Consider the following 20,876-nt stretch of genomic DNA (forward strand, 5'->3'; position numbering starts at 1 on the left):
GGACCGCCCGGAGGGGACGGGAGCTCAGCTCGGCCAGGCGCCCGTGGCGAGGAAGTGCTCGATGGCGGACGTGTACGGGGCGATGTCCAGGTGCTGCTCGGCGACCCAGTCGTCGGAGTAGTACTTGTCGAGGTAGCGGTCGCCGGGGTCGCAGATCAGGGTGACGACGCTGCCGGTCTCCCCCGCCGCGACCATCTCCGCGATGATCTTGAAGGCGCTCCACAGCCCGGTCCCCGTCGAGCCGCCGGCCTTGCGGCCGATCGCGGCGTCCAGCGCCCGCACCGCCGCGACCGACGCCGCGTCCGGCACCTTCATCATCCGGTCGATGGCGCCCGGCACGAAGCTCGGCTCCATGCGCGGCCGTCCGATGCCCTCGATCCGGGAGGAGGCGTCGCTGGTCACGCCCTGGTCGCCGGTGACCCAGCCGTCGAAGAAGCAGGAGTTCTCCGGGTCGGGGACACAGATCCGGGTGTCGCGCTGGGTGTAGTGGACGTAGCGGGCGATGGTGGCGGAGGTGCCGCCGGTCCCCGCGGTGGCGACGATCCAGGCCGGCTCGGGATACCGCTCCAGCTTCAGCTGCTCGAACATGGACTCGGCGATGTTGTTGTTGCCGCGCCAGTCGGTGGCTCGCTCGGCGTAGGTGAACTGGTCCATGTAGTGGCCGCCGGAGTCGGCGGCGAGCCGGGCGGACACCGCGTAGACGGTGTGCGGATCGTCCACCAAGTGGCACTGCCCGCCGTGGAATTCGATCAGCCGCTGCTTCTCCTGGCTCGTCGTCCGCGGGATCACCGCGATGAACGGGACCCCGATGAGCGTCGCGAAGTACGCCTCGGAGACCGCCGTCGAACCGCTGGACGCCTCGATCACCGGTTTGCCCGGCCGGATCCAGCCATTGCAGAGGCCGTACAGGAAGAGCGAACGGGCCAGCCGGTGCTTGAGGGAACCCGTCGGATGCGTCGACTCGTCCTTCAGATACAGGTCGATGCCCCATTCCAGGGGCAGCGGGAAGCGCAGCAGATGGGTGTCGGCCGAACGGTTGGAGTCCGCCTGGACCTTGCGGACGGCCTCCTTGAGCCACTCCCGGTACCCGTGGTCCGTCCGGTCCACGTCCACCGTGCGCGTACAGCCGCTGTCGTCCGCCCGCTCGATCGTGCCCACCGCGCCAGCCTCCGCTCGTGCCGGTCCCCGGCGGCACGCCGGGCCATTTCGGATCATAACGACCTGATCCGCCCCCTGTCGCGCACCAGGCAGCCGGTCGCCCCTCGCCGCCGGACCCGCTCGAAGGCACCCTGGCGCGCCCTTCGCGGGCGGAACGGAGCCGGCCTCCGCCGGGCCGCCGGAGCCGGAGTTCTGGCCGACGGACAGCGGGTCGGAGGGCCCCGCGGGAGGCGCGCGGCACCATGCGGGTTGCGGATCCCGCCACGGGGGGTGACTCTGAAGTCACATCACGGAGTACTGCAGCAGTCACTCTACGCATTTTCGCTCAGGTGTTCTCATTCCGAGCGGTTCAGGACACGGCTTCCGACACGGCGGCCGGCCCTCGCCGCGGAGGGAGTCGCAGCCGTGATCATGCAAGCCGACCGACAGTGCACGCTGGAACTCGAAGCACTGCCGTCCCGCATCCAGCAGATACGCCGAATCGTTGCAGCGCAGCTGCGTTACTGGCATCTCGACCCGCTGCTCGACACCGCCCTGCTGGGTATCACCGAACTGCTGGCGAACGTCTACCGGCACGCCGGATCCGACAAGCACTGTTCGGTCCAACTGACCCTGGTCTCGGGCCGGCTGACCGTATCCGTCCTGGACAGCGATCCCCAGCTGCCCCAGGTCAGCTCCCCCGAGCCGCTCGCCACCGGCGGCCGCGGGCTCGCCATGGTGGCGGCGCTCAGCGACAGTTGGGGAGCCGATCCGGTACCGGACGGCGGCAAGGTGGTCTGGTTCAGCCTGCATGTCGAGGCTCCGGCACCGGCGCCGCGCAGGCGCCCGGCAGCCCGGCGGGTTCCCGCCGTCGCCGCCGCGGCCTGACCTCCCGACGGCCCCGGCCGCCGTGTCCCCCTGTGCGGGACGCGGCGGCCGGGGCCGTGCCCGGTCCGGGACCATGCCCGGGCCGGGACCATGCCCGGGCCGGGCCCGTTCGGAGCCGACCTGTTTTCGTCGGATCCGTTCTCCCCCGGATGCCCTGACGGCTCATTCCGTGGCGATGGCCCGCAGGACGTCCAGCCGGGCCGCCCGGCGTGCCGGGCGCCATCCCGCGAGGACCCCCGCGACCAGGCCGACCAGCAGCACCACCGCGAGCTGGGCCGGCGGCACCGCGAAGGCGCTCGTCCCCGAGCTGTCGGTGGCCTTCACCAGCGCCCAGCCGAGGAAGGCGCCGAGGCCGAGACCGCCGACGGTGCCGAACGCGGCGACCAGCACCGACTCCCAGCGCACCATCGCCCGCAGCTGCGACCGGGTCTGGCCGACCGCGCGCAGCAGCCCCAGTTCCCGGGTGCGCTCGTGCACCGCCAGGGTGAGGGTGTTGGCGATGCCCAGCAGCGCGATGAGCACGGCGAGCGCCAGCAGTGCGTAGACCAGCGTCAGCATCATGTCGATGGCCGACGCGGAGGACTTGGCGTACTCGGCGCGGGTCTGCACCGTGGGACCGCCGTACTCTGCCGCCACCTTCTCGACCGCTCCCTTGCCGTCGCCCGTGGACACCCCGTCCTTGAAGGCGACCGCGACGAGGGTGTCGGAGTCCTGCACCCGGTGCGGGGCCCAGGCCTCGCGGGTGATGACGTAGTCGCCCGCCAGGTCCGCCCGCTCGTAGACCGCCGCCACGGTGAAGGGCAGCCGCTTCCCGTCGGTGAAGACCAGCGAGGCCGTACTGCCGGTCGTCCAGCCGTGCTTGTCCGCCTCGTCCCTGGCGACCGCGATGCCGTCGGCGCCGAGGCCGGTGAGCGAACCGTCGACCGTACCGAGGTCGAGGACGGTAGCGAGCGCCGCCGGATCCGTGACGGTCAGCGCGCGGCCGCCGCCGTCGACCTTCGCGACGCCCCTGCCGAGCCCGACCGCGGTCCGCACCTGTGGCAGCGCGGCCACGGCGGGGGCCAGTTTCGGGCTGAGTCCGCTGCCGCCCGCCCCGAACACCGGGGCGCTGATGGCGACATCACCCGCGAAGGACCGCGACACCGTCCGGTCCATCGTCGCCTTGAGCGAGGCGCCGAAGACCGTGAACAGGGAGACGACCGCCACCCCGATCATCAGCGCGGTCGCGGTGGCGGCCGTGCGCTTCGGGCTGCGCAGCGCGTTGCGCCGGGCCAGTCCGCCGGTCACCCCGCGCAGCCGGGCCAGCGGGGCGCCCAGCAGCCGTACCGCGTACGAGGACGCGACCGGTCCGAGGACCACGAACGCGGCCAGGGTGAGCACCGAGCCGCCGCCGGTGAGCCAGACGTCGGACGTGCCCGCCGCGCCCGTCACGGTCAGCGCGATGCCCGTCACCGCGGCGAGCGTGCCCAGCACGGCACGATTGCGCGAGGCACCGGAGGTGTCCACGGCGGTCTCCCGCAGTGCGGCCAGCGGCGCGGTGCGCCCGGCCCGTACGGCGGGCAGCAGCGCCGAGCCGGTGCACACCAGCAGCCCGACCAGGAACGGCAGGACCAGGGCGGTCACGCCGATCACCAGGTCACCGTCGGGGAACGGGAAGCCGACCACCGGGAACAGCGCCTGGAGTCCGGCCGCGACCCCGATGCCGCCGAGGAGTCCGGCGGTCGAGGCGACGACCGCGACGACCGCGGACTCGACGAGCGTCGAGCCGAGCACCTGGCGGCGGGACGCGCCCAGCGCCCGCAGCAGCGCGTTCTCCCGGGTCCGCTGGGCCACCACGATCGCGAAGGTGTTGTGGATGCTGAAGGTCGCCACCAGCAGGGCGATGCCCGCGAAGACCAGCAGCAGTGAGGTGAAGATCTTCAGGAATGTGCCGGAGATCATGGTGAGGCTCTCGTCCGTGGCCTGCTGCCCGGTGATCGCCTCGACGTTCGCGGGCAGCACGGGCGCGAGCCGCTCGGCGAGCTCCCGCTGGCCGACGCCGGGTCCCGCGCGCACCTGGATGGTCGACGCCAGGCCCGGCTTCGGGGTGAGGTAGCGCTCCGCGTCGGCCCGGGTGAGGCCGGTGAACGTGGTCTGCCCCATGCCGTCCTCGCCGCCGAAGGCGGCCACGCCGACGATCGTCACCCGGACCGGATCGGGCGTGCGCAGCACCGTCGTGTCACCGATCCGCAGCTTGCCGGACCTGGCCGCGCCGCGGTTGATCACGACCTCGCCGGGCACCTTCGGGGCCCGGCCCCCGGTGAGGGTGTACGGGTTGAGCTGCGCGTCCTCGATCCAGTTGCCGGCGAGGGTGGGCGGGCCCTTCCCGCCGACGGCCTTGCCGTCGGCCCCGACGAGCTGGCCGGCGCCCGTGATGTTCGGGGCGGCCGCGGCCACTCCCGGCACCGCCTCGATCCGCTGGACGAGCGCGGTGTCGACGGGCTCGCGGGTGCCCTGGCCGCCGCCGGGGACGGTGATGACGTCGGAGCTGCGGACGACCGCGTCCGTACCCCGGTTGGCGTCCGTGAACAGGGTGTCGAAGCTGGCCTTGAGGGTGTCGCCCATGACCATCGTGCCGGCCAGGAACGACACCCCGAGGAAGACCGCCAGGAACGTGCCGGCGAAGCGCCGCTTGTGGGCGCGCAGCGAGGCGAGGCTGATCCGCAGTGAGGTGCGTGCGCCGCTCATGACACCGTCCCCCGGCCCGCGCCCGCACCGGCGAGGCCGTCGAAGGCCTTCATCCGGTCGAGCACCTTCTCGGCGGTGGGGTCCGTCATCCGGTCCACCAGCCGGCCGTCGGCGAGGAAGACGACCTCGTCGGCGTGGGCGGCGGCGACCGGGTCGTGGGTGACCATGACGACGGTGCGGCCCATCTCGTGCACCGCGCGCCCCAGCAGGTTCAGCACCTCGGCGCCCGAGCGCGAGTCGAGGTTGCCGGTCGGCTCGTCGGCGAAGACCACGTCCGGGCGGCCGGCCAGCGCGCGGGCCACCGCCACCCGCTGCTGCTGGCCGCCGGACAGTTCCCTCGGGCGGTGCAGCAGCCGGTCGCCGAGGCCGACGACGTCGATGAGCGCGTCCACCCAGCCGGTGTCCGGCCGGGTGCCCGCCAGATCGAGGGGCAGGGTGATGTTCTCGGCGACGGTCAGCGTCCCCACCAGGTTGAACGACTGGAAGACGAAGCCGATCCGCTCGCGGCGCAGCAGCGTCAGATCCCGGTCCCCGAGCGTGCCCAGGTCCGTGCTGCCGATGAACGCGGAGCCGGAACTGAGCGTGTCCAGGCCTGCGGCGCAGTGCATCAGGGTGGATTTTCCGGAGCCGGACGGTCCCATGATCGCGGTGAAGCGCGCCGCCGGGAACCCGACGGTGACGCCGTCCAGCGCGCGGACCTCGGCGTCCCCCGCGCCGTAGACCTTGAAAGCGTCCACGACGCGGGCGGCGAAGGTGCCGACAGGGGTGAGGGTGGTCATCGGGGGCCGTCCTCGGTGCCGGACTTGTCGAACGTCCCGCGCGGTCCGTGCTCTTCGTACGGTCCGTGCTGCTCGTTCAGTACGGCGAGCCGGCTGCGGTACTCGTCCTCGTCGATCTCGCCCGACGCGTAGCGGCGGCCGAGCAGCGCCACCGGCGAGTGCTCGCCGCTCACCGCCCGCCACTGCCACGGTCCGCGGCCGCAGCCCCGGCCGCGCCACACGGTGCGGCGCAGCACCAGGACGATGCCGACCACGACGAGCGCCCAGACGAGCGGGAAGAACAGGATCCACGGGCCGGGCCCGCCGTCGTTCCATGCCATGACGTTCATCTGCATCGTCTCCTCGGTGATGGTGGGATGCGATGCATCCCGACACCACCGAGCCTGGTCCGGAACGGCCGCCGGGTCGTCGTACGGCCAGCGGCACTCCGCGTACCACGTGGGGAGTACGCACGCCGGCCGCGGCTACGTCCGGCGGCCGGTCAGAAGGTGACGGCGATCCCCACGTGCGGCCGCTTGCCACGCCGGAGCAGCGCGCCGCCCACGTCCAGGACCCTGAAGCGCAGGCCGTACTTGCCGGCCATGGCCTTGCGGACCCGGTCGAGCTGCGACGCGTCCAGCAGCCGCGCGGTCCCCTCGGCGGTCGGCGCTCCGGCCGCGATCCTGCCCCGGGCGTCGCACGGGGCGACGGTCACCCGGCCGCTGTTGCGAATCCGCTTGACCTTGCCGGTGTCGTCCTTGGTCCAGACGAGCAGCTCGTCCCCGTCGCGGACCGACCACACCGGGGTGGCCACCGCGTCGCCGCTGCGGCGGTAGGTGGTCAGGCTGACGTAGGGGCTGCGGGCGAGCTCGTCGGACACCATGGAACCGGAGGGTACTCCGCGGGAACGGGGACCACCACGCTCCGCCTACCATCGGGCTGGTGGAGACGTGGCGATGCACCGGACTGCGCTGGAAGGGCGGCCCGGGCTCCTGGGAGCCGTGCTGGCAGTGGTCGCACCCCCGGCACGGCGAGCGGAGCAGCCCGGTCCCAGTCGGCCGCCCGCTGGCCCTGGCCGTGGGCCCGGACGCGGTGCGGCGCTGTACCGGCGTACAGCGGCAAGGCCGTCACCTGGTGTGCCCGCGCGCGGCGGAGCTGGGCCCGACGGCCCGCCGGGACCTGTGCGACGACTGCGCGGCGCTCGACCGGCTCTCGTCCGTCGCCGCCGACACCATGGCCGACGACTCCCGGCCGTACTCGGTGTACCTGGCCTACTTCGGTCCCGGTCTGACCAAGGTCGGCATCACCGCGGCCGAGCGCGGCGAGACCCGGCTGGTGGAGCAGGCGGCGGTCTGTTTCAGCTTCCTCGGACGCGGTCCGCTGATGGCGGCCCGTCGTACGGAGGCCTCGCTCGGCGCCGCGCTGGGCATTCCCGACCGCGTGACGGCCGGTGCCAAGCGGGCGGCGCGGTGGGCGCTGCCGCCCGCCGCCGAGCGGGCCGCCGAACTCCGAGCCCTGTACGAGGCGGTGACCGGACTGCCGGAAACCCTGGACCGGCTGCCCTACGCCCTGGTCGACCACGCGGCGCTGTTCGGGCTGGAGCCGGAGCCGCCGCGGCCGGCGGCCCGGATCACCGCGCTGGCGCCGGGAACCTCGGTCACCGGCACGGTGCGGGCGGCGGCCGGGAGCGATCTGTACCTCGATACGCCGGACGGCGGGCTGCTGCTCGATTCCCGGCTGGTCTCCGGCTGGCCGCTCACCACGCCCGCCCCCGGACCGCGCTCGACGGCCCCCACCGCTCCCGTGCCCCGGCCGGAGGACGTTCCGGAGCCGCTCTTCTGAACTCCCGTTCCGAACTCCCGCGATCCCGGGGCCCGTCCGCCCGTCCGGGTCAGCCGCGGCTGGGTTCCTGCTCCCGGACGGCATGGTTCTCCGCCGACGGCCCGGCGGACGCGCGCGGCGCGGTCCCGGCCGGATCCGCGGCCATCGGCCGCCCCGCCCTGATCGCCAGCAGCACCAGCAGGAAGCCCGACAGCGCCGGCAGGACGAGCGCGGCGGACCAGCCCACGACGGGCGGCGACCACTGCAGCGGGCCGCCGGAGAACTGGTTCGCCCGGCCGAACGCGTAGCGCAGCGCGGCCCAGACGAACGCGCCGCCCTGTGCCAGCGCCCAGCAGCCGATCAGCAGCAGGGGCAGCCGGGTCCGCAGCCGTTCGGGAAGGTCGCTCCAGCGCCGGCCGGCGACCACCGCCGCCAGCACCGGGATCCCGACGGCGACGGCCAGCAGATAGCGGCCCTGCCAGATGAGTCCCAGGTGGGCGGCCTGCGGGGCCATCAGCACCAGCGGGCCGAAGGCGGTGCCCGCCATCAGCGCCGCCAGGACGAGGATCTCGCGCGCCCGTCCCGTCGCCAGGGCGAGCATCACGAGGCAGCCGGCCATCACCCACCACAGCACGTAGGTGAGTTCGGGGGCCGCGACGTTCAACGAACCGAAGATCGCCACCATTTGGTGCAGGTAGTTCGGGAGAAGGTCGAAGACCGCCTTGAGGGCGGAGGTCAGCGGTGTGTACTGCTCCAGGGTCTGGGTGGGCAGCGCGAGCGTGTCGGCCGTCATCGTCCAGGCGACAGCGGCCAGCCCCGCGGCGGCCGCCACCCCCAGGCACACCCACACCGGGCGCAGCCGCGCCAGCTGCCGCAGCCGTCCCGGGCGCGCCAGGACCAGGCCTCCGGCCAGCACCAGCGCGATCCACAGCGGGCCCAGCGCCCGCATCGAGGCGAGCAGGACGCAGGCGGCGCCGAGCCGCACCAGCCGTCGGCGCAGCAGCGGCAGACCGTCCTCGTCGGTCACCAGGCGGACGACGACCGCCCAGGCCAGGACGGCCGCCGTGACCTCAGGACCGTTGGGATTGACGACGCCGCCGAGGTAGACGGCCGTCGGAGTGACGGCGGTCAGCACGCCGATCAGCGCGACCCGTCCGCTGTATCCCTTGGCCGCGCCCTCCAGAACCGTCACCACGGCGCTCGCCAGCAGCGCGGCGCACAGCAGCGCGCTCAGCAGCCGCATCGCGTACAGGCCCGCCTCACCGGTGAGCAGCAGACTCGGCCAGCCGACCAGCAGGTAGTAGCCGGGGCCGTAGGTGCCGGCGCTGGTGATGACCGTCGCGGTGTCGCCGGAGGGGGCGACGGTGCCCCGGCAGGAGACGGAGAGCTTGTCGTCGTTGCGGAAACACCGGTAGACGCCGTCGGTGACATCCAGGTCGCGGTATCCGGCGGGCACGCGGACCGCCGTGAATCCGACCTCGACGTCGACCCCGACGTGATGCGCTTCGATGACCCGCTGCTCGCCGCCGAACTCACCGCGGACGACGGCGGCGGCCTTGACCATGTGGGCTGCCTCGTCCGGAGGCGCGGTGATGGGTGTGGCCAGCGACCACGCGGTCATGAGCGTGACGAACGTGGCGAAGGCCAGCGTCCAGACCGTACCGGCGGCGGCCCACGCCGACACCCGCTTCCGCAGCCAACCGGCCACCGTATGGCTCCACTTCTTCCGCCGCCGACACCGCCGGCACCGCGCGGGGCGCGCCGCTGACGGGCGCACCTCGCTGACGGCCGCGCCGTCGATTGAGGCGCACCATATACGCGCGACCTGACGGCAGGGTTCCGCTCGCCCGGCACCCCGGATGCCCCCGGACGCACCCCTCGGCGGCGCCCCTCAGCAGGGGATATTCCCTGGTCACACGGGTAGTTCGGCGGCTCCGTGCGGTGCCGCGGGCGTCCACCGGGCGGCCTGGCGGGACGGTCGCGGGGCCCGACCGGACGGTGGCGCGGCGTCGGGAATTCCCCCGCCCGCCCCGCACTGTTCAGCGCCGGGTCACCGTTTCGCGGGTTGCCGCTCATCGGCGGCGGACCCGCGGTCAGCACGGGCAACCGCGCGCCGGCCCCGGGTGTCCGGCCCGCCGTGGCTCAGCCGCCGAGCGCCGTCAGCGGGTCGTCGAGCACCGGCTGCCAGGCGAGCTCCGCGGCGCCGACCAGACTGTTGTGGTCCAGGGCGCAGGCGAGCAGCGGAACGCTGCCGCTGCGCCCCCACAGGCTGCGGTCGGCGACGACCGCGCGCAGCCGCTCCGGGTCGGCGTCAAGGAGGTGGCGGTGCAGGCCGCCGAGCAGGATGCGGTCGGGGTTGAGGACGTTGACGAGGCCGGCGAGCCCGAGGCCGAGCCGGTCGATGAGGGTGTGCGCGGCGGCGCGGACGGCGGGGTCCTCGTACTCGTCCCGGAGCAGGTCGCGGGCCTGTTCGAGGAGGGAGACCGCCGGTCCCGGCGGGCGTCCCGCCGCTTCGAGGAAGGCGAGCGGGTCGACCTCGACGTCGAGGCAGCCGCGGCTGCCGCAGTGGCAGGGCCGGCCCGCCGGATTGACGGTCAGATGGCCGACCTCGAGGGCCAGACCCGAACTCCCGGTGTGCAGCCGCCCGCCGAGCACCAGCGCTCCGCCGACGCCGCGGTGGCCGGTGGCGACGACCAGCAGCTGGCCGGCGCCGCGCCCGGCGCCGTGCCGGTGCTCGGCGAGGGCGGCGACGTTGACGTCGTTGCCCAGGAAGGAGGCCATCGGGGCGCCGCCGGGTCCGGTGATGCCGGCCCGGGCGATCTGCTCGGCGAAGACCTGGCGCACCGGGGAGCCCGCGGGCCAGGCGACGTGCAGCGGGTTCAGAGCGGTGCCCTCGGGCTCCGCGACGGCGGACGGTACGGCCAGCCCCGCGCCCAGGCAGGTGCGCCCGGAGGCCCGCAGCAGCTCCGCGCCGGCTTCGACGACCGCGCCCAGGACGTGCGCCGGATCGGCGGGCACGGTCATACAGCCGGGAGCGGTGGCGACGATCCGCCCGCCGAGCCCGACCAGTGCCGCGCGGAAGCCGTCGGAGTGCACCTGGGCGGCGAGGACCACCGGTCCCGCCGGATCGAGGTCCAGTCCGTGCGAGGGCCTGCCCTGCGCCCCGGAGGCACCGCCCGGCCGGGTGTCCACCCGGATGAACCCCAGTGCCTCCAGTTCCGCGGCGACCGCGCCCGCCGTGGCGCGGGTCACGCCGAGTTCCGAGGTGAGCAGGGCGCGGGTCGGCGCGCGGCCGGTGTGCACGAGTGCGAGCGCCGGGCCGAGTGCGCTCCGGCCTCGCTCGAGCCTTGTCCGAATCTGGGTCACGCCCCTATTCTGACTTTGTGCCGACGCTAAACAAAATAGGGATGGCCCTTACGGCCTCCCGCCGCCCCCCGACCGACCCCTCTCTCACCCGGCTCCGCGTCGCCCTCACCACGTTCTTCGCCCTCGACGGCTTCATCTTCGCGGGCTGGGTGGTCCGCATTCCGGCCATCAAAGCGCAAGTGGGCGCCTCCTCCAGTGAGCTGGGCCTCGCCCTGCTCGGTGTCTCGGCGGGAGCCGTGGCCACGATGGTGCTGACCGGCGGGCTCTGCCGCCGCTTCGGCAGCCGCCGGATCACGGTCGTGACCGGCGTGCTGATGGCCCTGAGCATCGCGCTTCCCCCGCTCACCCATTCGGCGCTCGCCCTCGGCCTGGTGCTGCTGGCCTTCGGCGCCGCCTACGGCGGGATGAACGTCGCCATCAACAGCGTCGCCGTCGACCTGGTGGCGGCGCTGCGCCGTCCGGTGATGTCCGGATTCCATGCCGCGTACAGCCTTGGCGGGCTGCTCGGCGCCGCCCTCGGCGGACTGCTGGCCCCGCATCTGTCGCCCACCACCCATCTGCTGCTGCTCACCCCGGTCGGTCTGCTGGTCGCCGCCGTCGCCGGCCGGACGCTCCTCACCCAGCGGATCACCCCGCCGGCTGACGACCGGCAGGACCGCAGCGGATCCGCGGGCTCCCCCGCTGAAGGGACGGCCGGCGCCGCGCCGGCCGTGCACCGGACCGGCCTGCTGGTGGCCGTGTTCGGCCTGATCGCGCTTTGCACCGCCTACGGCGAGGGCGCTCTCGCGGAGTGGGGGCCGCTGCACATCCAGGAGGACCTCGGCGGCGGCCAGGGCATCGCCGCGGCCGGATACGCGGCCGTCGCGCTCGCGATGGCGCTCGGCCGGCTGTCCGGGACGGCGCTGCTGGAACGGCTCGGCCAGACCCGGGCGCTGGTACTCGGCGGGCTGACCGCCGCCGCGGGCATGCTGCTCGGCGCGCTCGCCCCGTCCATCTGGCTCGCGCTCGCCGGCTTCGCCGTGACCGGCCTCGGCCTGGCCAATCTGTTTCCCGGTCGCCATCGCCCGCGCGGGCGAGCTCGCCGGACCCAGCGGTGTCGCGGCGGCCTCCACCCTCGGCTACGGCGGGATGCTCCTCGGCCCGCCCTCCATCGGCTTCCTGGCCGACGCCTTCGGGCTGCCGACCGCGCTGACCACGGTGGCGCTGCTGGCCGCGACCGCGTCCGCCATCGCCTACGCCGTACGGAACCTGGGCACCCGTCCGGGCCCCTGACGGCCCGGCGTCCCGGCCCGGCGTCCCGGCCCGGGGCCGGACCCGGTGCCGGGTATACGATCCGCGCCGCGGTGGCACCGGTTCCGGCGCAGGTCGGCGCGGTGTCGCCGGGCACCGCGAGGCCGGTGCCGTACGGGCGTACCACGCGCCGTGACGGGATGTCACAATCCCGCCATGGAGACGGTTGAGTTCATCGAGATCCTGCGCCACAACGGAACGCTGCTCGCCGATGCCGCCGAACAGGCCGGCCTGGACGCACCGGTGCCGCCCTGCCCCGACTGGCGGGTTCGCGACCTCGTACAGCACACCGGAATCGTCCACCGCTGGGCGACCGGATTCATCGTCGAAGGCCGGAAGGAACCCGCGCCGATAGAGGGCAAGGTGCCCGACGACGGCGCGCTGCTCGACTGGTACCGCGAGGCGCACGCCGACCTCGTGGCCGCGCTCACCGCCGCCCCGGCGGATCTGCGGTGCTGGCACTTCCTCACCGCCCCCTCGTCACTGGAGTTCTGGGCGCGGCGCCAGGCGCACGAGACGGCCGTCCACCGGGTGGACGCCGAGGCCGCGCTCGGCGTTGCCCCTTCCCCCGTGACCACGGCCTTCGCCACCGACGGCGTGGATGAACTGCTGGCCGGATTCCACACCCGCCCCCGCAGCCGGGTGCGCAGCGAACTGCCGCGCACCCTGCGCGTCCGGGCGGTGGACGCGCCCGCCGGCACGGGCGACTGGCTGGTCCAGCTCTCCCAGGAGGCCCCGCGGGTCGAGCGCGGGGCGCCGGGCGCGGCCGACTGCACGGTGAGCGGACCTGCCGCCGACCTCTACCTCGCGCTGTGGAACCGCGGACCGTACGACGGGCTCGACGTCTCCGGGGACAGGACACTCGTGGAGCTGTGGCAGCAGGCCTCCCCCATCATGTGAGGCGCTCCGGTGCGCGGGGCCCGGTGGTTCAGTCGTCGAGCCCCCGGGCCCGGCGGAAGCGCGCGGCGGCGACGTCGAGGTCGACGATCGGTTCCGGGTACTCCAGGGCGGCGCGTTCGGCCGCGGGCAGCCGCCAGGGCCGGTGGACCGCACCGCCGGGGATGCCCGCCAGCTCCGGAACGTAGCGGCGTACGTAGCTGCCGTCCGGGTCGAAGCGCTGGGCCTGGGTGAGCGGGTTCAGCACACGGTTGGGGCGGGTGTCGGTGCCGGTGCCCGCCGCCCACTGCCAGTTGAGCTGGTTGTTGGCCATATCCGCGTCGACCAGCAGCTCCTGGAAGTGGCGGGCGCCGGTCCGCCAGTCGGCGTAGAGCGTCTTGGTGAGGAAGCTCGCGGCCAGCAGCCGTGCCCGGTTGTGCATCCAGCCCTCCTGCCGGAGCTGGCGCATCGCGGCGTCGACGATGGGATAGCCGGTGCGGCCCGCACGCCAGGCTTCGATCTCGTCCGCGTCGGCGCGCCAGTGGTCGCCCCGGCTCCGGTAGTCGCGGTGCGCGGCGGCGGGACGGGCGGCCAGCACCTGGTGGTGGAAGTCCCGCCAGGCCAGCTGCCGTACGAAGGCGTCCGCGCCCGCGCCGCCGCGGGCCGTCGCCCGGTGCACCAGCTCGGCGGCCGACAGACAGCCGAAGTGCAGATAGGGCGAGAGCCGCGAGGTGAGGTCCCCCGGCAGGTCGTCGTGGCCGTCGGCGTACCCCTCCAGCGGCCCGTCCAGCCAGCGGCCGAGCCGCCGGCGGGCCGCCGTCTCCCCGCCCTCGGGCAGCGTGGGAGACGGTGTACCGCCGGCCAGCGACGAGGGGGACGGCAGCGATCCGTACCGGACCCGCGCGCCGGGAATCCGGCGCGGCGCGGGCAGCGGTTCGCGGACGCCCTGCTCCGCCCAGCGTCTGAAGTACGGGGTGAAGACGGCGTAGTGGTCCTTGCCCTGCGGTGTCACGGCGCCCGGGGCGACGGCGGTCACCACCGCCTCGTGCACCACCAGGAGGCGGCCGTCGAGTTCCAGGGCGCGGCGCAGCCGCTCCTCGCGGCGCTGAGCGTAGCCGCTGACGCCGGCCGCGAGGTGCACCTGCTCCGCGCCGGCCTCGGCGGCCACCGCGCGGACCTGTTCGGTGACGTCGCCGGTGCGCAGGGCCAGCCGGGCTCCGGTGCGGCGCAGCCGGGTGTCGAGATCGGCGAGGCAGCCGGCCAGGAAGGCGGCGCGGTTGGGGGAGGGAAAGCCGGCGTCGCGGATCGCGTGGTCCACGACGAAGAGCGGGACGACCTGGTCGGCCGAGCCCAACGCGCCGCGGAGCGAGGGGTTGTCGTGCAGCCGGAGGTCGCCGGTGAACAGCGCGATGGAGACGGACATACCGCCAACAGCTACCGACTCCGGCGGCCCGCGGCCGGGCGACACGCGGAGGGCACGGTCACGCCTACTCGAAGGAGCACGCGCTGCTCGAAGAAAGCGGTCACACCGTGCCGAGCATGCGCTCCAGTACGGCCCGCTGCCCTGGCCGGGCCACCTCGTACCGGGTGCGCCCCAGGTCGGTGATCCCGACCCGTACGCCGCGCCGGTCCTCGTCGCAGATCCCGCGGCTCACCAGGCCGTCCTTCTCCAGCCGGGCCACCAGCCGGGACAGCGCGCTCTGGCTCAGATGGACCCGGTCGGCCAGTTCCTGGACGCGGAAGGTGCAGCCGCCGTCCGCCGGATCCCCGCCGGCGAGTACGTCGAGGACCTCGAAATCGCTGGCCCCGAGACCGTGCTGATGCAGCTCACGGTCGAGTTCGCACGCCGTACGCGCGTGGACGGCGAGGATCGCCCGCCATTCCTCCACGAGCGCCCGCTCACCTTTGTCACCGGTCATCTCTGCACGGTAGCAGAAAAACGACGCTCCATGCGCAAGCATTAAATGCACTTGCATTGGATGCATGCGCATGTAGTCTGCTCCGCATGACCTCTCCGTCCTCCACCGTCCGCGCTACCGAAGCGAGTTGGAACGCCCGCCAGTGGGGCACCCTGCTGGTGCTCTGCGCGGCGCTGTTCCTCGACGCGCTCGATGTATCGATGGTGGGCGTAGCCCTCCCCTCGATCGCCCACGACCTCGACCTCACCACCGCCTCGCTCCAGTGGATCGTCAGCGGCTACATCCTCGGCTACGGCGGTCTGCTGCTGCTCGGCGGCCGCGCCGCCGACCTGCTCGGACGCCGCCGCGTCTTCCTGATCGCGCTCGGCGTCTTCGCCGCCGCCTCGCTGCTCGCCGGCGTCGTCGACTCCGGTGAGCTGCTCATCGCCACCCGCTTCATCAAGGGTCTGAGCGCCGCGTTCACCGCACCCGCCGGACTGTCGATCATCACCACCTCGTTCGCCGAGGGCCCGGTCCGCAACCGGGCGCTCACCATCTACGCCTCCTGCGGCGCGACCGGCTTCTCGATGGGCCTGGTGCTCTCCGGGCTGCTCACCGAGGTGGGCTGGCGCTGGACCATGCTGCTGCCCGCACCGGTCGCCCTGATCGCCCTCGTCGTCGGCCTCAAGCTCATCCCCAGGAGCCCCCGCGAGAGCGGCGCGGGACGCGGCTACGACCTGCCCGGCGCGCTGACCGGTACCGCCGCGATGCTGCTGCTCGTCTACACCGTCGTCGAAGCCGGACAGACCGGCTGGGGCTCGGCCCGCACCCTGGTGTCGTTCGGCGTCGTCGCCGTACTGCTGGCCGGCTTCATCGCCATCGAACGGCGCTCCGCGCACCCGCTGATCCGGCTCGGCATCCTGCGCTCCCCCAACCAGATCCGCGCCAACCTGGGCGGCGCCACCTTCATGGGGTCGTACATCGGCTTCCAGTTCCTCGTCACCCAGTACATGCAGTCCCTGCTCGGCTGGTCGGCACTGCACACCGCGCTCGCCTTCCTGCCGGCCGGCGCGCTGGTGGCCATCGCCTCGCCCCGGATGGGGCCGGTGGTCGACCGGTTCGGCACCCCGCGGGTGATCACGGCGGGCTTCGCCTCGCTCGTCCTCGGCTATGTGCTCTTCCTGCGGGTCGACCTGTCGCCCGCCTACGCCCTCGACATCCTGCCGTCGATGCTGCTGCTCGGCACCGCCTTCACCCTCGCCTACTCGTCGCTCAACATCCAGGCCACCAACGGCGTCAGCGACCATGAGCAGGGCATGGTCTCCGGCCTGCTCAACAGCTCGTTCCAGGTGGGCGGGGCGATCTTCCTGGCCATCGTGACCGCGGTGGTGACGTCGAGCGGCACCGGGTCGCCCAGCACGCCGCAGGCGGTCCTGGACACCTACCGGCCGGGGCTCGTGGTCGTCACCCTCATCGGGGTGGCGGGGCTGCTGATCACCGTCACCGGGCTGCGCAAGCGCCGTCCGGCCCACGAGATCGTCGTCGCGACCTCCGTACCGTCGGCCTCGTCCGCCGGTGTGGTGGCGGCGGAGGCCGAGGCGCAGCCGGTGGCGGTGCGCGACTGACCGACCGGTCCGCCGTACCACCCGGGAACCGACCGTCGTCCGGTCCCGCGCCACGAGGGAGGGCGCGGGGCCGGACGTCTCCCGTGGCGCGGGGCCGGGTGCCGGACCGGCGGATTGTGCCGCCGGTCCCAGGGGAAGGGTGTTCCTATGCGTGGGACTCGTACACAGGCCGAGCGGGACGCCACCACGGTCGAGATGATGTACGCGGCGGCGGCCGGAACGGTCTTCGCCGCGATCGCCTTCGCCCTGGTGGTGAGCCCGGTGCTAGCCGGGCGGGTGCACGGCGACGCCCGGCACAGCTGGGTGACGGCGGCCGTCGCCGTGGCGGTGGTGACCTTCTGCGGCACGGTGGCCGGCGTCCTGCAGCGCCACGAGAACCGGACGCGCGAAGCGCGGGACGTACCGGGCCGCAGAGAATCCCGCTGAGCCGGATCGATTCAACCCCGGTCGGGTGCCGGCCCCTTCGGTCAGCCGAGCCACCCAGGGCGTACCAGCCCGGACTCATAGGCCAGGACGACGAGTTGGGCCCGGTCGCGGGCACCGAGCTTGATCATGGCGCGGCTGACATGGGTCTTGGCGGTGAGCGGGCTGACAACGAGTCTGCGGGCGATCTCCTCGTTCGACAGGCCGATGCCCACCAGCGCCATCACCTCGCGCTCGCGGTCGGTGAGGTGCTCCAGGCCCGCGACGGTCGTCGGCTCCTTCGACCGGGCCGCGAACTCCGCGATCAGCCGGCGGGTCACCCCCGGCGAGAGGAGGGCGTCGCCCTCCACCACCGCCCGGACCGCCCGCAGCAGTTCCGCCGGCTCGGTGTCCTTGACCAGGAAGCCGGAGGCACCGGCGCGGATCGCCTCGAAGACGTACTCGTCCAGCTCGAACGTGGTCAGGATGACCACCTTGACGCCGGTCAGCGCCGGATCCGCGGTGATGTGCCGGGTGGCCGCCAGACCGTCCATACGCGGCATGCGGATGTCCATCAGGACGGCGTCCGGGGTGAGTTCGCGCACCAGCCGCAGCGCCGCCTCCCCGTCGTCGGCCTCGCCGACCACCTCGATATCGCTCTGGACGTCGAGCAGCGCCCGGAAGCCGGCCCTCACCAGGACCTGGTCGTCGGCAAGCAGTACGCGGATCATCGGCCCTCTTCCTCGGTGGCGCCCGCCACGGTACCGGCCGCGCCGGACGGCAGCCGTGCCAGCACGCGGAAGCCGCCGCCGGGGCGCGGTCCTGCCTCGACCGTGCCGCCCAGCGCCGCGGCCCGTTCGCGCATACCGATCAGGCCGTTGCCGCCGCCCCCGTCGCCCTCCTGCCGCTGCGCCGAGGGTCCGTCGTCGTCCACGCTCAGCTCGACCCCCTCCGGCCCGTATCCGAGGCGGACGCGCGCGGTGCGGGAGCCGGAGTGCCGGACGATGTTGGTCAGCGCCTCCTGGATGATGCGGAACGCCGCGAGGTCCGCGCCGGGCGGCAGCGGGAAGCGCGCTCCGGCGGTGGTGATGTCCACCGTCAGACCGGCGCCGGCCGCCTGTTCGGCGAGTTCGGGCAGCCGGTCCAGGCCGGGGGCGGGCGACCGCGGCGCGTCACCCGGTGCCCGCAGGGTGCTGAGCACCTGTCGGACCTCGCCGAGCGCCTCCTTGCTGGCGGCTTTGATGGTGGTCAGCGCCGTACGGGCCTGCTCGGGGTGGTCGTCCATGAGCGCGAGGGCGACACCCGCCTGCACATTGATCACCGAGATGCTGTGCGCGAGGACGTCGTGCAGCTCCCGGGCGATCCGCAGCCGCTCCTCGTCGGCGCGCCGGTTCTCCGCCTCCTCGCGCTCGCGCCGCTCGCGCGCGATCCGCTCACGGCGGGCCCGGAACAGCTCGGCGCCGGCCAGGACCGCCAGCAGCCAGGCGGCGATGCCGGACGCGGCCATCCAGGACGAGGGGCCGTCGCCCTCCGGCGGCAGCCAGCGGTACAGCCACTGGCCGACCAGCAGCTCCCCTGCGTAGACCACCCCCGCGATGATCAGCACGGCGCGGCGGCGGCCCGCTCCGATGGCGGCGAAGAAGGCCACGACCACGCTGAGGAAGACCGGCCCGTACGGGTAGCCGAGCGCGAGATAGCCGCCGGCCACGGCGGCGGTGCCGGCGGCGACGAACACCGGCAGGCGGTGGCGCAGCGGCAGCATCGCCGGTCCTGCCAGCAGCAGTACGTAGGCCAGCGAGTCCAGGGGCACGCGGCCCGTCTGGTTGCGCGCCGCTCCGTTGGAGCCGACGAGCTGCGCGACCGCCACGGCGATCGAGGAGATCCAGGGGTAGCGGGTGGCGATGCCACGGAACCGGGGTGCCCGGGGCGACTCCTGGTCTGTCATGCCGCAACGCTAGACCGGCGGACCGATGGCCGTCGTCCGCTGCCGGTGGTCATCGTGACTACTCCGCTGGGAGTACGGCGGCGGGCGACAGCCCGACCTGGCCGGCCAGCGCGCCCACGGCCTGGTCGAAGAACGCACCGCGGGCCTCCACCACGCGGTTGAACTGGCCGAAGAGCTCGAAGCTCAGCAGTCCGAAGAGCTGGGCCCAGCTGCCGACCAGCGCGGCGACGACCGGGATGGGGAGCTCCGGGCCCAGCTCCGCCGCCAGCCGGGCGGCGTCCGCCCTGACCGGCGCGGCCAACGGCGATCCGGGGGGCGGGCCCAGGGTGCCGGCCGCATGCGCCTCCCGCACCACGGCGACCAGCGTGAGCGGTACGCGGGAGGCGGGGCCCACGGTGTCCATCGGCGCGATGTAGCCGGGCACCGGCGAGCCGTAGATGAGGGCGTACTCGTGCGGGCGTGCCAGGGCCCAGTCGCGCACCGAGCGGCAGACCGCCACCCAGCGCGCGTGCGGGGCGTCGCCGGCCGTGCGGGCGAGGGCGGCCTCGGCCTCCGCTCCCATGGCGTCGTACGCGTCGATGATGAGCGCGGTCAGCAGCTCGTCCCGGCTCGGGAAGTAGCGGTAGAGGGCCGAGGAGACCATGCCCAGCTCGCGCGCCACCGCACGCAGGGAGAGGCGGGACGCGCCCTCGGCGGCCAGCTGCCGTCTCGCTTCTTCCTTTATGGCGGCGGTTACTTCGATTCGGGCCCGTTCCCTGGCTCCGCGGATCACACTCATGTCGTCCAGTCTGCCATCTTCCGGAGCATCGGCCAACAATGAGAGCACCGCTCTTGTTTTTTCCGGACGACGGTGACAGGCTGAACTCAAGCGAGAGCACCGCTCTCCATTTCGCCTCAGGGAGCACCGATCATGGCCGACCGCGACCACGTCAAGAAGCCCGGCTGGTTCACCGTCAACGTCTTCAACCGCACGGTCGCGTGGCTGACCCGGCGCGGGCTGAGCATCTGGGGATCGCGGGTGCTGGCCGTGAAGGGCCGCAAGAGCGGCGAATGGCGGCGCACCCCGGTCAACCTGCTGACGGTCGGCGAGGAGCGCTACCTGGTGGCCCCGCGCGGGCACGTCCAGTGGACGCACAACATGCGGGCGGCCGGCGGCGGGCAGCTCATCCTCGGCCGGAGGACCGAGGAGTTCACCGCGACCGAGATCGCCGATGACGACAAGCCGGTGCTGCTGCGCGCCTACCTCAAACGCTGGAAGGCCGAGGTCGGCGTGTTCTTCGGCGGCGTCGGACCCGATTCGACCGACGAGGAGCTGCGCGCGATAGCGCACAAGCACCCCGTCTTCCTGGTCACCACCTCGGGCTGACGGCGAACCGCCCGCGAACGGCCTGCGGGCGGACCGCCAGGAACAGGGGCCGACGGGCCACGGGACCACGGAGCCGTCGGACTACGGGGCGAAGGTCACCTCGACCTTGGTGAACCCGAGCGAGGTGAGCAGCCGCTGCAGCATCGACTGGGTGTTGGCCTCCGCGCGCCGGCCCAGCTCGGTCGCCTTGGCCGCGTCCTGGATCTTCTGCGCGGCCAGTTCGTTCAGCTGCTTCTCGTTCCCGGGGTTGTTGCCCAGGAAGTCGCCGAGCCGGTCGAAGAAGCCCCGCTGCTGGGAGACCACATAGGAGTTCTTCGGGTCGAGGGCGGTGCGCTCCAGCTCCGCGTGGGGCAGCCGGATGGTCGCGGCGGTGCGGTCGGCGGAGACCGTGACCGCGTCCTTGCCGACCTTGCCCAGGTCCACATAGGAGTCGACGCTGCCCGCGCCGACGTACAGCGTCCGCTTGCCCTTCACGGAGTCGGGAAGGAAGGTCGCGTCCTTCTGCAGATCGACGACGACCTGGAAGTTCCCGCTCGCGCCCTGGAAGCGGCTCATGTCCTGGATCGACTTCAGCACCACGGGACCGCTGCGGTCCTTGGTCTTCTCGCCGAACGGATTGGGGATTCCGGGAAGCAGGTCTGCCTTGGCGAAGAGAAAGAAAAGCCCGGCCAGGACCACCACCGTGGCGGTCAGCCTGGCCCACCACGGCATTCGGCCCGCACTGTCGCGCAACACCATGTTGACGGCACCTCCTGGGAAGTCGCCTTCCCCTCAAGT

19 protein-coding genes and 1 pseudogene are annotated in these 20,876 nt (G+C 73.4%); 7 read left to right on the forward strand and 13 right to left on the reverse strand.

Annotated elements, in window-relative coordinates:
- Positions 1-24: 24 nt before the first annotated feature.
- Positions 25-1,158: a PLP-dependent cysteine synthase family protein gene (locus C8250_RS09795; RefSeq protein WP_269288342.1), complete on the reverse strand. Its 1,134-nt coding sequence runs from the start codon at positions 1,156-1,158 to the stop codon at positions 25-27.
- Positions 1,159-1,563: 405 nt separating this feature from the next.
- On the opposite strand from C8250_RS09795, the gene C8250_RS09800 reads away from it, so the two are divergent.
- Entirely contained in the window at positions 1,564-2,025 is a 462-nt protein-coding gene (locus C8250_RS09800; protein WP_138353842.1) for an ATP-binding protein, read from the forward strand.
- A 162-nt stretch (positions 2,026-2,187) separates the two neighbouring features.
- On the opposite strand, the gene C8250_RS09805 is transcribed toward C8250_RS09800, so the two are convergent.
- The 4 genes from C8250_RS09805 to C8250_RS09820 all read right to left on the reverse strand — a co-directional run bounded on the left by C8250_RS09805 (position 2,188) and on the right by C8250_RS09820 (position 6,393).
- Positions 2,188-4,752 (reverse strand): ABC transporter permease, encoded by a 2,565-nt coding sequence (locus C8250_RS09805; RefSeq protein WP_138353843.1) that lies wholly within the window; start codon positions 4,750-4,752, stop codon positions 2,188-2,190.
- Positions 4,749-5,531 carry an ABC transporter ATP-binding protein gene (locus C8250_RS09810; protein WP_138353844.1) on the reverse strand — a complete coding sequence of 261 codons (783 nt, stop codon included), beginning with the start codon at positions 5,529-5,531 and terminating at the stop codon, positions 4,749-4,751. Before C8250_RS09810 ends, C8250_RS09805 begins: the two co-directional genes overlap by 4 nt.
- Positions 5,528-5,860, reverse strand: coding sequence for an SHOCT domain-containing protein (locus C8250_RS09815; RefSeq protein WP_138353845.1), 333 nt, complete (start codon positions 5,858-5,860; stop codon positions 5,528-5,530). Before C8250_RS09815 ends, C8250_RS09810 begins: the two co-directional genes overlap by 4 nt.
- A gap of 152 nt (positions 5,861-6,012) precedes the next feature.
- Positions 6,013-6,393, reverse strand: coding sequence for a PPOX class F420-dependent oxidoreductase (locus C8250_RS09820; RefSeq protein WP_138353846.1), 381 nt, complete (start codon positions 6,391-6,393; stop codon positions 6,013-6,015).
- Between the two features lie 59 nt (positions 6,394-6,452).
- Between C8250_RS09820 and C8250_RS09825 the strand changes: the two genes are divergently transcribed.
- Positions 6,453-7,352, forward strand: a complete 900-nt coding sequence (locus C8250_RS09825) for a DUF2797 domain-containing protein (RefSeq protein WP_244809079.1) — start codon at positions 6,453-6,455, stop codon at positions 7,350-7,352.
- Between the two features lie 49 nt (positions 7,353-7,401).
- On the opposite strand, the gene C8250_RS09830 is transcribed toward C8250_RS09825, so the two are convergent.
- Both C8250_RS09830 and C8250_RS09835 read right to left on the reverse strand, forming a co-directional pair.
- On the reverse strand, positions 7,402-9,039 hold the full coding sequence (locus tag C8250_RS09830; protein WP_138353847.1) for a DUF2142 domain-containing protein: 1,638 nt from the start codon (positions 9,037-9,039) through the stop codon (positions 7,402-7,404).
- Between the two features lie 434 nt (positions 9,040-9,473).
- A complete protein-coding gene (locus C8250_RS09835) occupies positions 9,474-10,697 on the reverse strand; it encodes an ROK family protein (protein ID WP_138353848.1) in 1,224 nt (407 codons plus the stop codon).
- Between the two features lie 41 nt (positions 10,698-10,738).
- On the opposite strand from C8250_RS09835, the pseudogene C8250_RS09840 reads away from it, so the two are divergent.
- Both C8250_RS09840 and C8250_RS09845 read left to right on the forward strand, forming a co-directional pair.
- Positions 10,739-11,969 (forward strand): annotated as a pseudogene (locus C8250_RS09840) (MFS transporter).
- 174 nt (positions 11,970-12,143) lie between these two features.
- The gene (locus C8250_RS09845) at positions 12,144-12,887 is read left to right on the forward strand and encodes a maleylpyruvate isomerase family mycothiol-dependent enzyme (RefSeq protein ID WP_138353849.1); all 744 of its coding nucleotides are present in this window, start codon (positions 12,144-12,146) and stop codon (positions 12,885-12,887) included.
- 28 nt (positions 12,888-12,915) lie between these two features.
- Here C8250_RS09845 and C8250_RS09850 read toward each other — a convergent pair whose 3' ends face one another.
- Both C8250_RS09850 and C8250_RS09855 read right to left on the reverse strand, forming a co-directional pair.
- Entirely contained in the window at positions 12,916-14,286 is a 1,371-nt protein-coding gene (locus tag C8250_RS09850) for a deoxyribodipyrimidine photo-lyase (protein WP_138353850.1), read from the reverse strand.
- 100 nt (positions 14,287-14,386) lie between these two features.
- The gene (locus C8250_RS09855; RefSeq protein WP_138353851.1) at positions 14,387-14,782 is read right to left on the reverse strand and encodes a MarR family transcriptional regulator; all 396 of its coding nucleotides are present in this window, start codon (positions 14,780-14,782) and stop codon (positions 14,387-14,389) included.
- A gap of 86 nt (positions 14,783-14,868) precedes the next feature.
- Here C8250_RS09855 and C8250_RS09860 point away from each other — a divergent pair, with 86 nt between their 5' ends.
- Both C8250_RS09860 and C8250_RS09865 read left to right on the forward strand, forming a co-directional pair.
- Positions 14,869-16,386 carry an MFS transporter gene (locus C8250_RS09860; RefSeq protein ID WP_138353852.1) on the forward strand — a complete coding sequence of 506 codons (1,518 nt, stop codon included), beginning with the start codon at positions 14,869-14,871 and terminating at the stop codon, positions 16,384-16,386.
- A gap of 147 nt (positions 16,387-16,533) precedes the next feature.
- The gene (locus C8250_RS09865; RefSeq protein WP_138353853.1) at positions 16,534-16,812 is read left to right on the forward strand and encodes a DUF6332 family protein; all 279 of its coding nucleotides are present in this window, start codon (positions 16,534-16,536) and stop codon (positions 16,810-16,812) included.
- A 41-nt stretch (positions 16,813-16,853) separates the two neighbouring features.
- Here the strand turns inward: C8250_RS09865 and C8250_RS09870 are convergent, their stop codons facing one another.
- Genes C8250_RS09870 through C8250_RS09880 form a run of 3 tightly spaced genes read right to left on the reverse strand, consistent with a single transcriptional unit; the run spans position 16,854 to position 19,511 of the window.
- On the reverse strand, positions 16,854-17,519 hold the full coding sequence (locus C8250_RS09870; protein ID WP_138353854.1) for a response regulator transcription factor: 666 nt from the start codon (positions 17,517-17,519) through the stop codon (positions 16,854-16,856).
- Positions 17,516-18,733: a sensor histidine kinase gene (locus C8250_RS09875; RefSeq protein WP_138353855.1), complete on the reverse strand. Its 1,218-nt coding sequence runs from the start codon at positions 18,731-18,733 to the stop codon at positions 17,516-17,518. The genes C8250_RS09870 and C8250_RS09875 overlap by 4 nt, the downstream gene beginning before the upstream one ends.
- A 58-nt stretch (positions 18,734-18,791) precedes the next feature.
- Entirely contained in the window at positions 18,792-19,511 is a 720-nt protein-coding gene (locus tag C8250_RS09880) for a TetR/AcrR family transcriptional regulator (RefSeq protein ID WP_138353856.1), read from the reverse strand.
- 132 nt (positions 19,512-19,643) lie between these two features.
- On the opposite strand from C8250_RS09880, the gene C8250_RS09885 reads away from it, so the two are divergent.
- On the forward strand, positions 19,644-20,099 hold the full coding sequence (locus C8250_RS09885; RefSeq protein WP_138353857.1) for a nitroreductase family deazaflavin-dependent oxidoreductase: 456 nt from the start codon (positions 19,644-19,646) through the stop codon (positions 20,097-20,099).
- A gap of 81 nt (positions 20,100-20,180) precedes the next feature.
- On the opposite strand, the gene C8250_RS09890 is transcribed toward C8250_RS09885, so the two are convergent.
- A complete protein-coding gene (locus C8250_RS09890) occupies positions 20,181-20,837 on the reverse strand; it encodes a DUF4230 domain-containing protein (RefSeq protein WP_138353858.1) in 657 nt (218 codons plus the stop codon).
- Positions 20,838-20,876 lie beyond the last annotated feature (39 nt).

This window comes from Streptomyces sp. So13.3, from assembly GCF_005860785.2.
Lineage (GTDB): Bacteria > Actinomycetota > Actinomycetes > Streptomycetales > Streptomycetaceae > Actinacidiphila > Actinacidiphila fildesensis.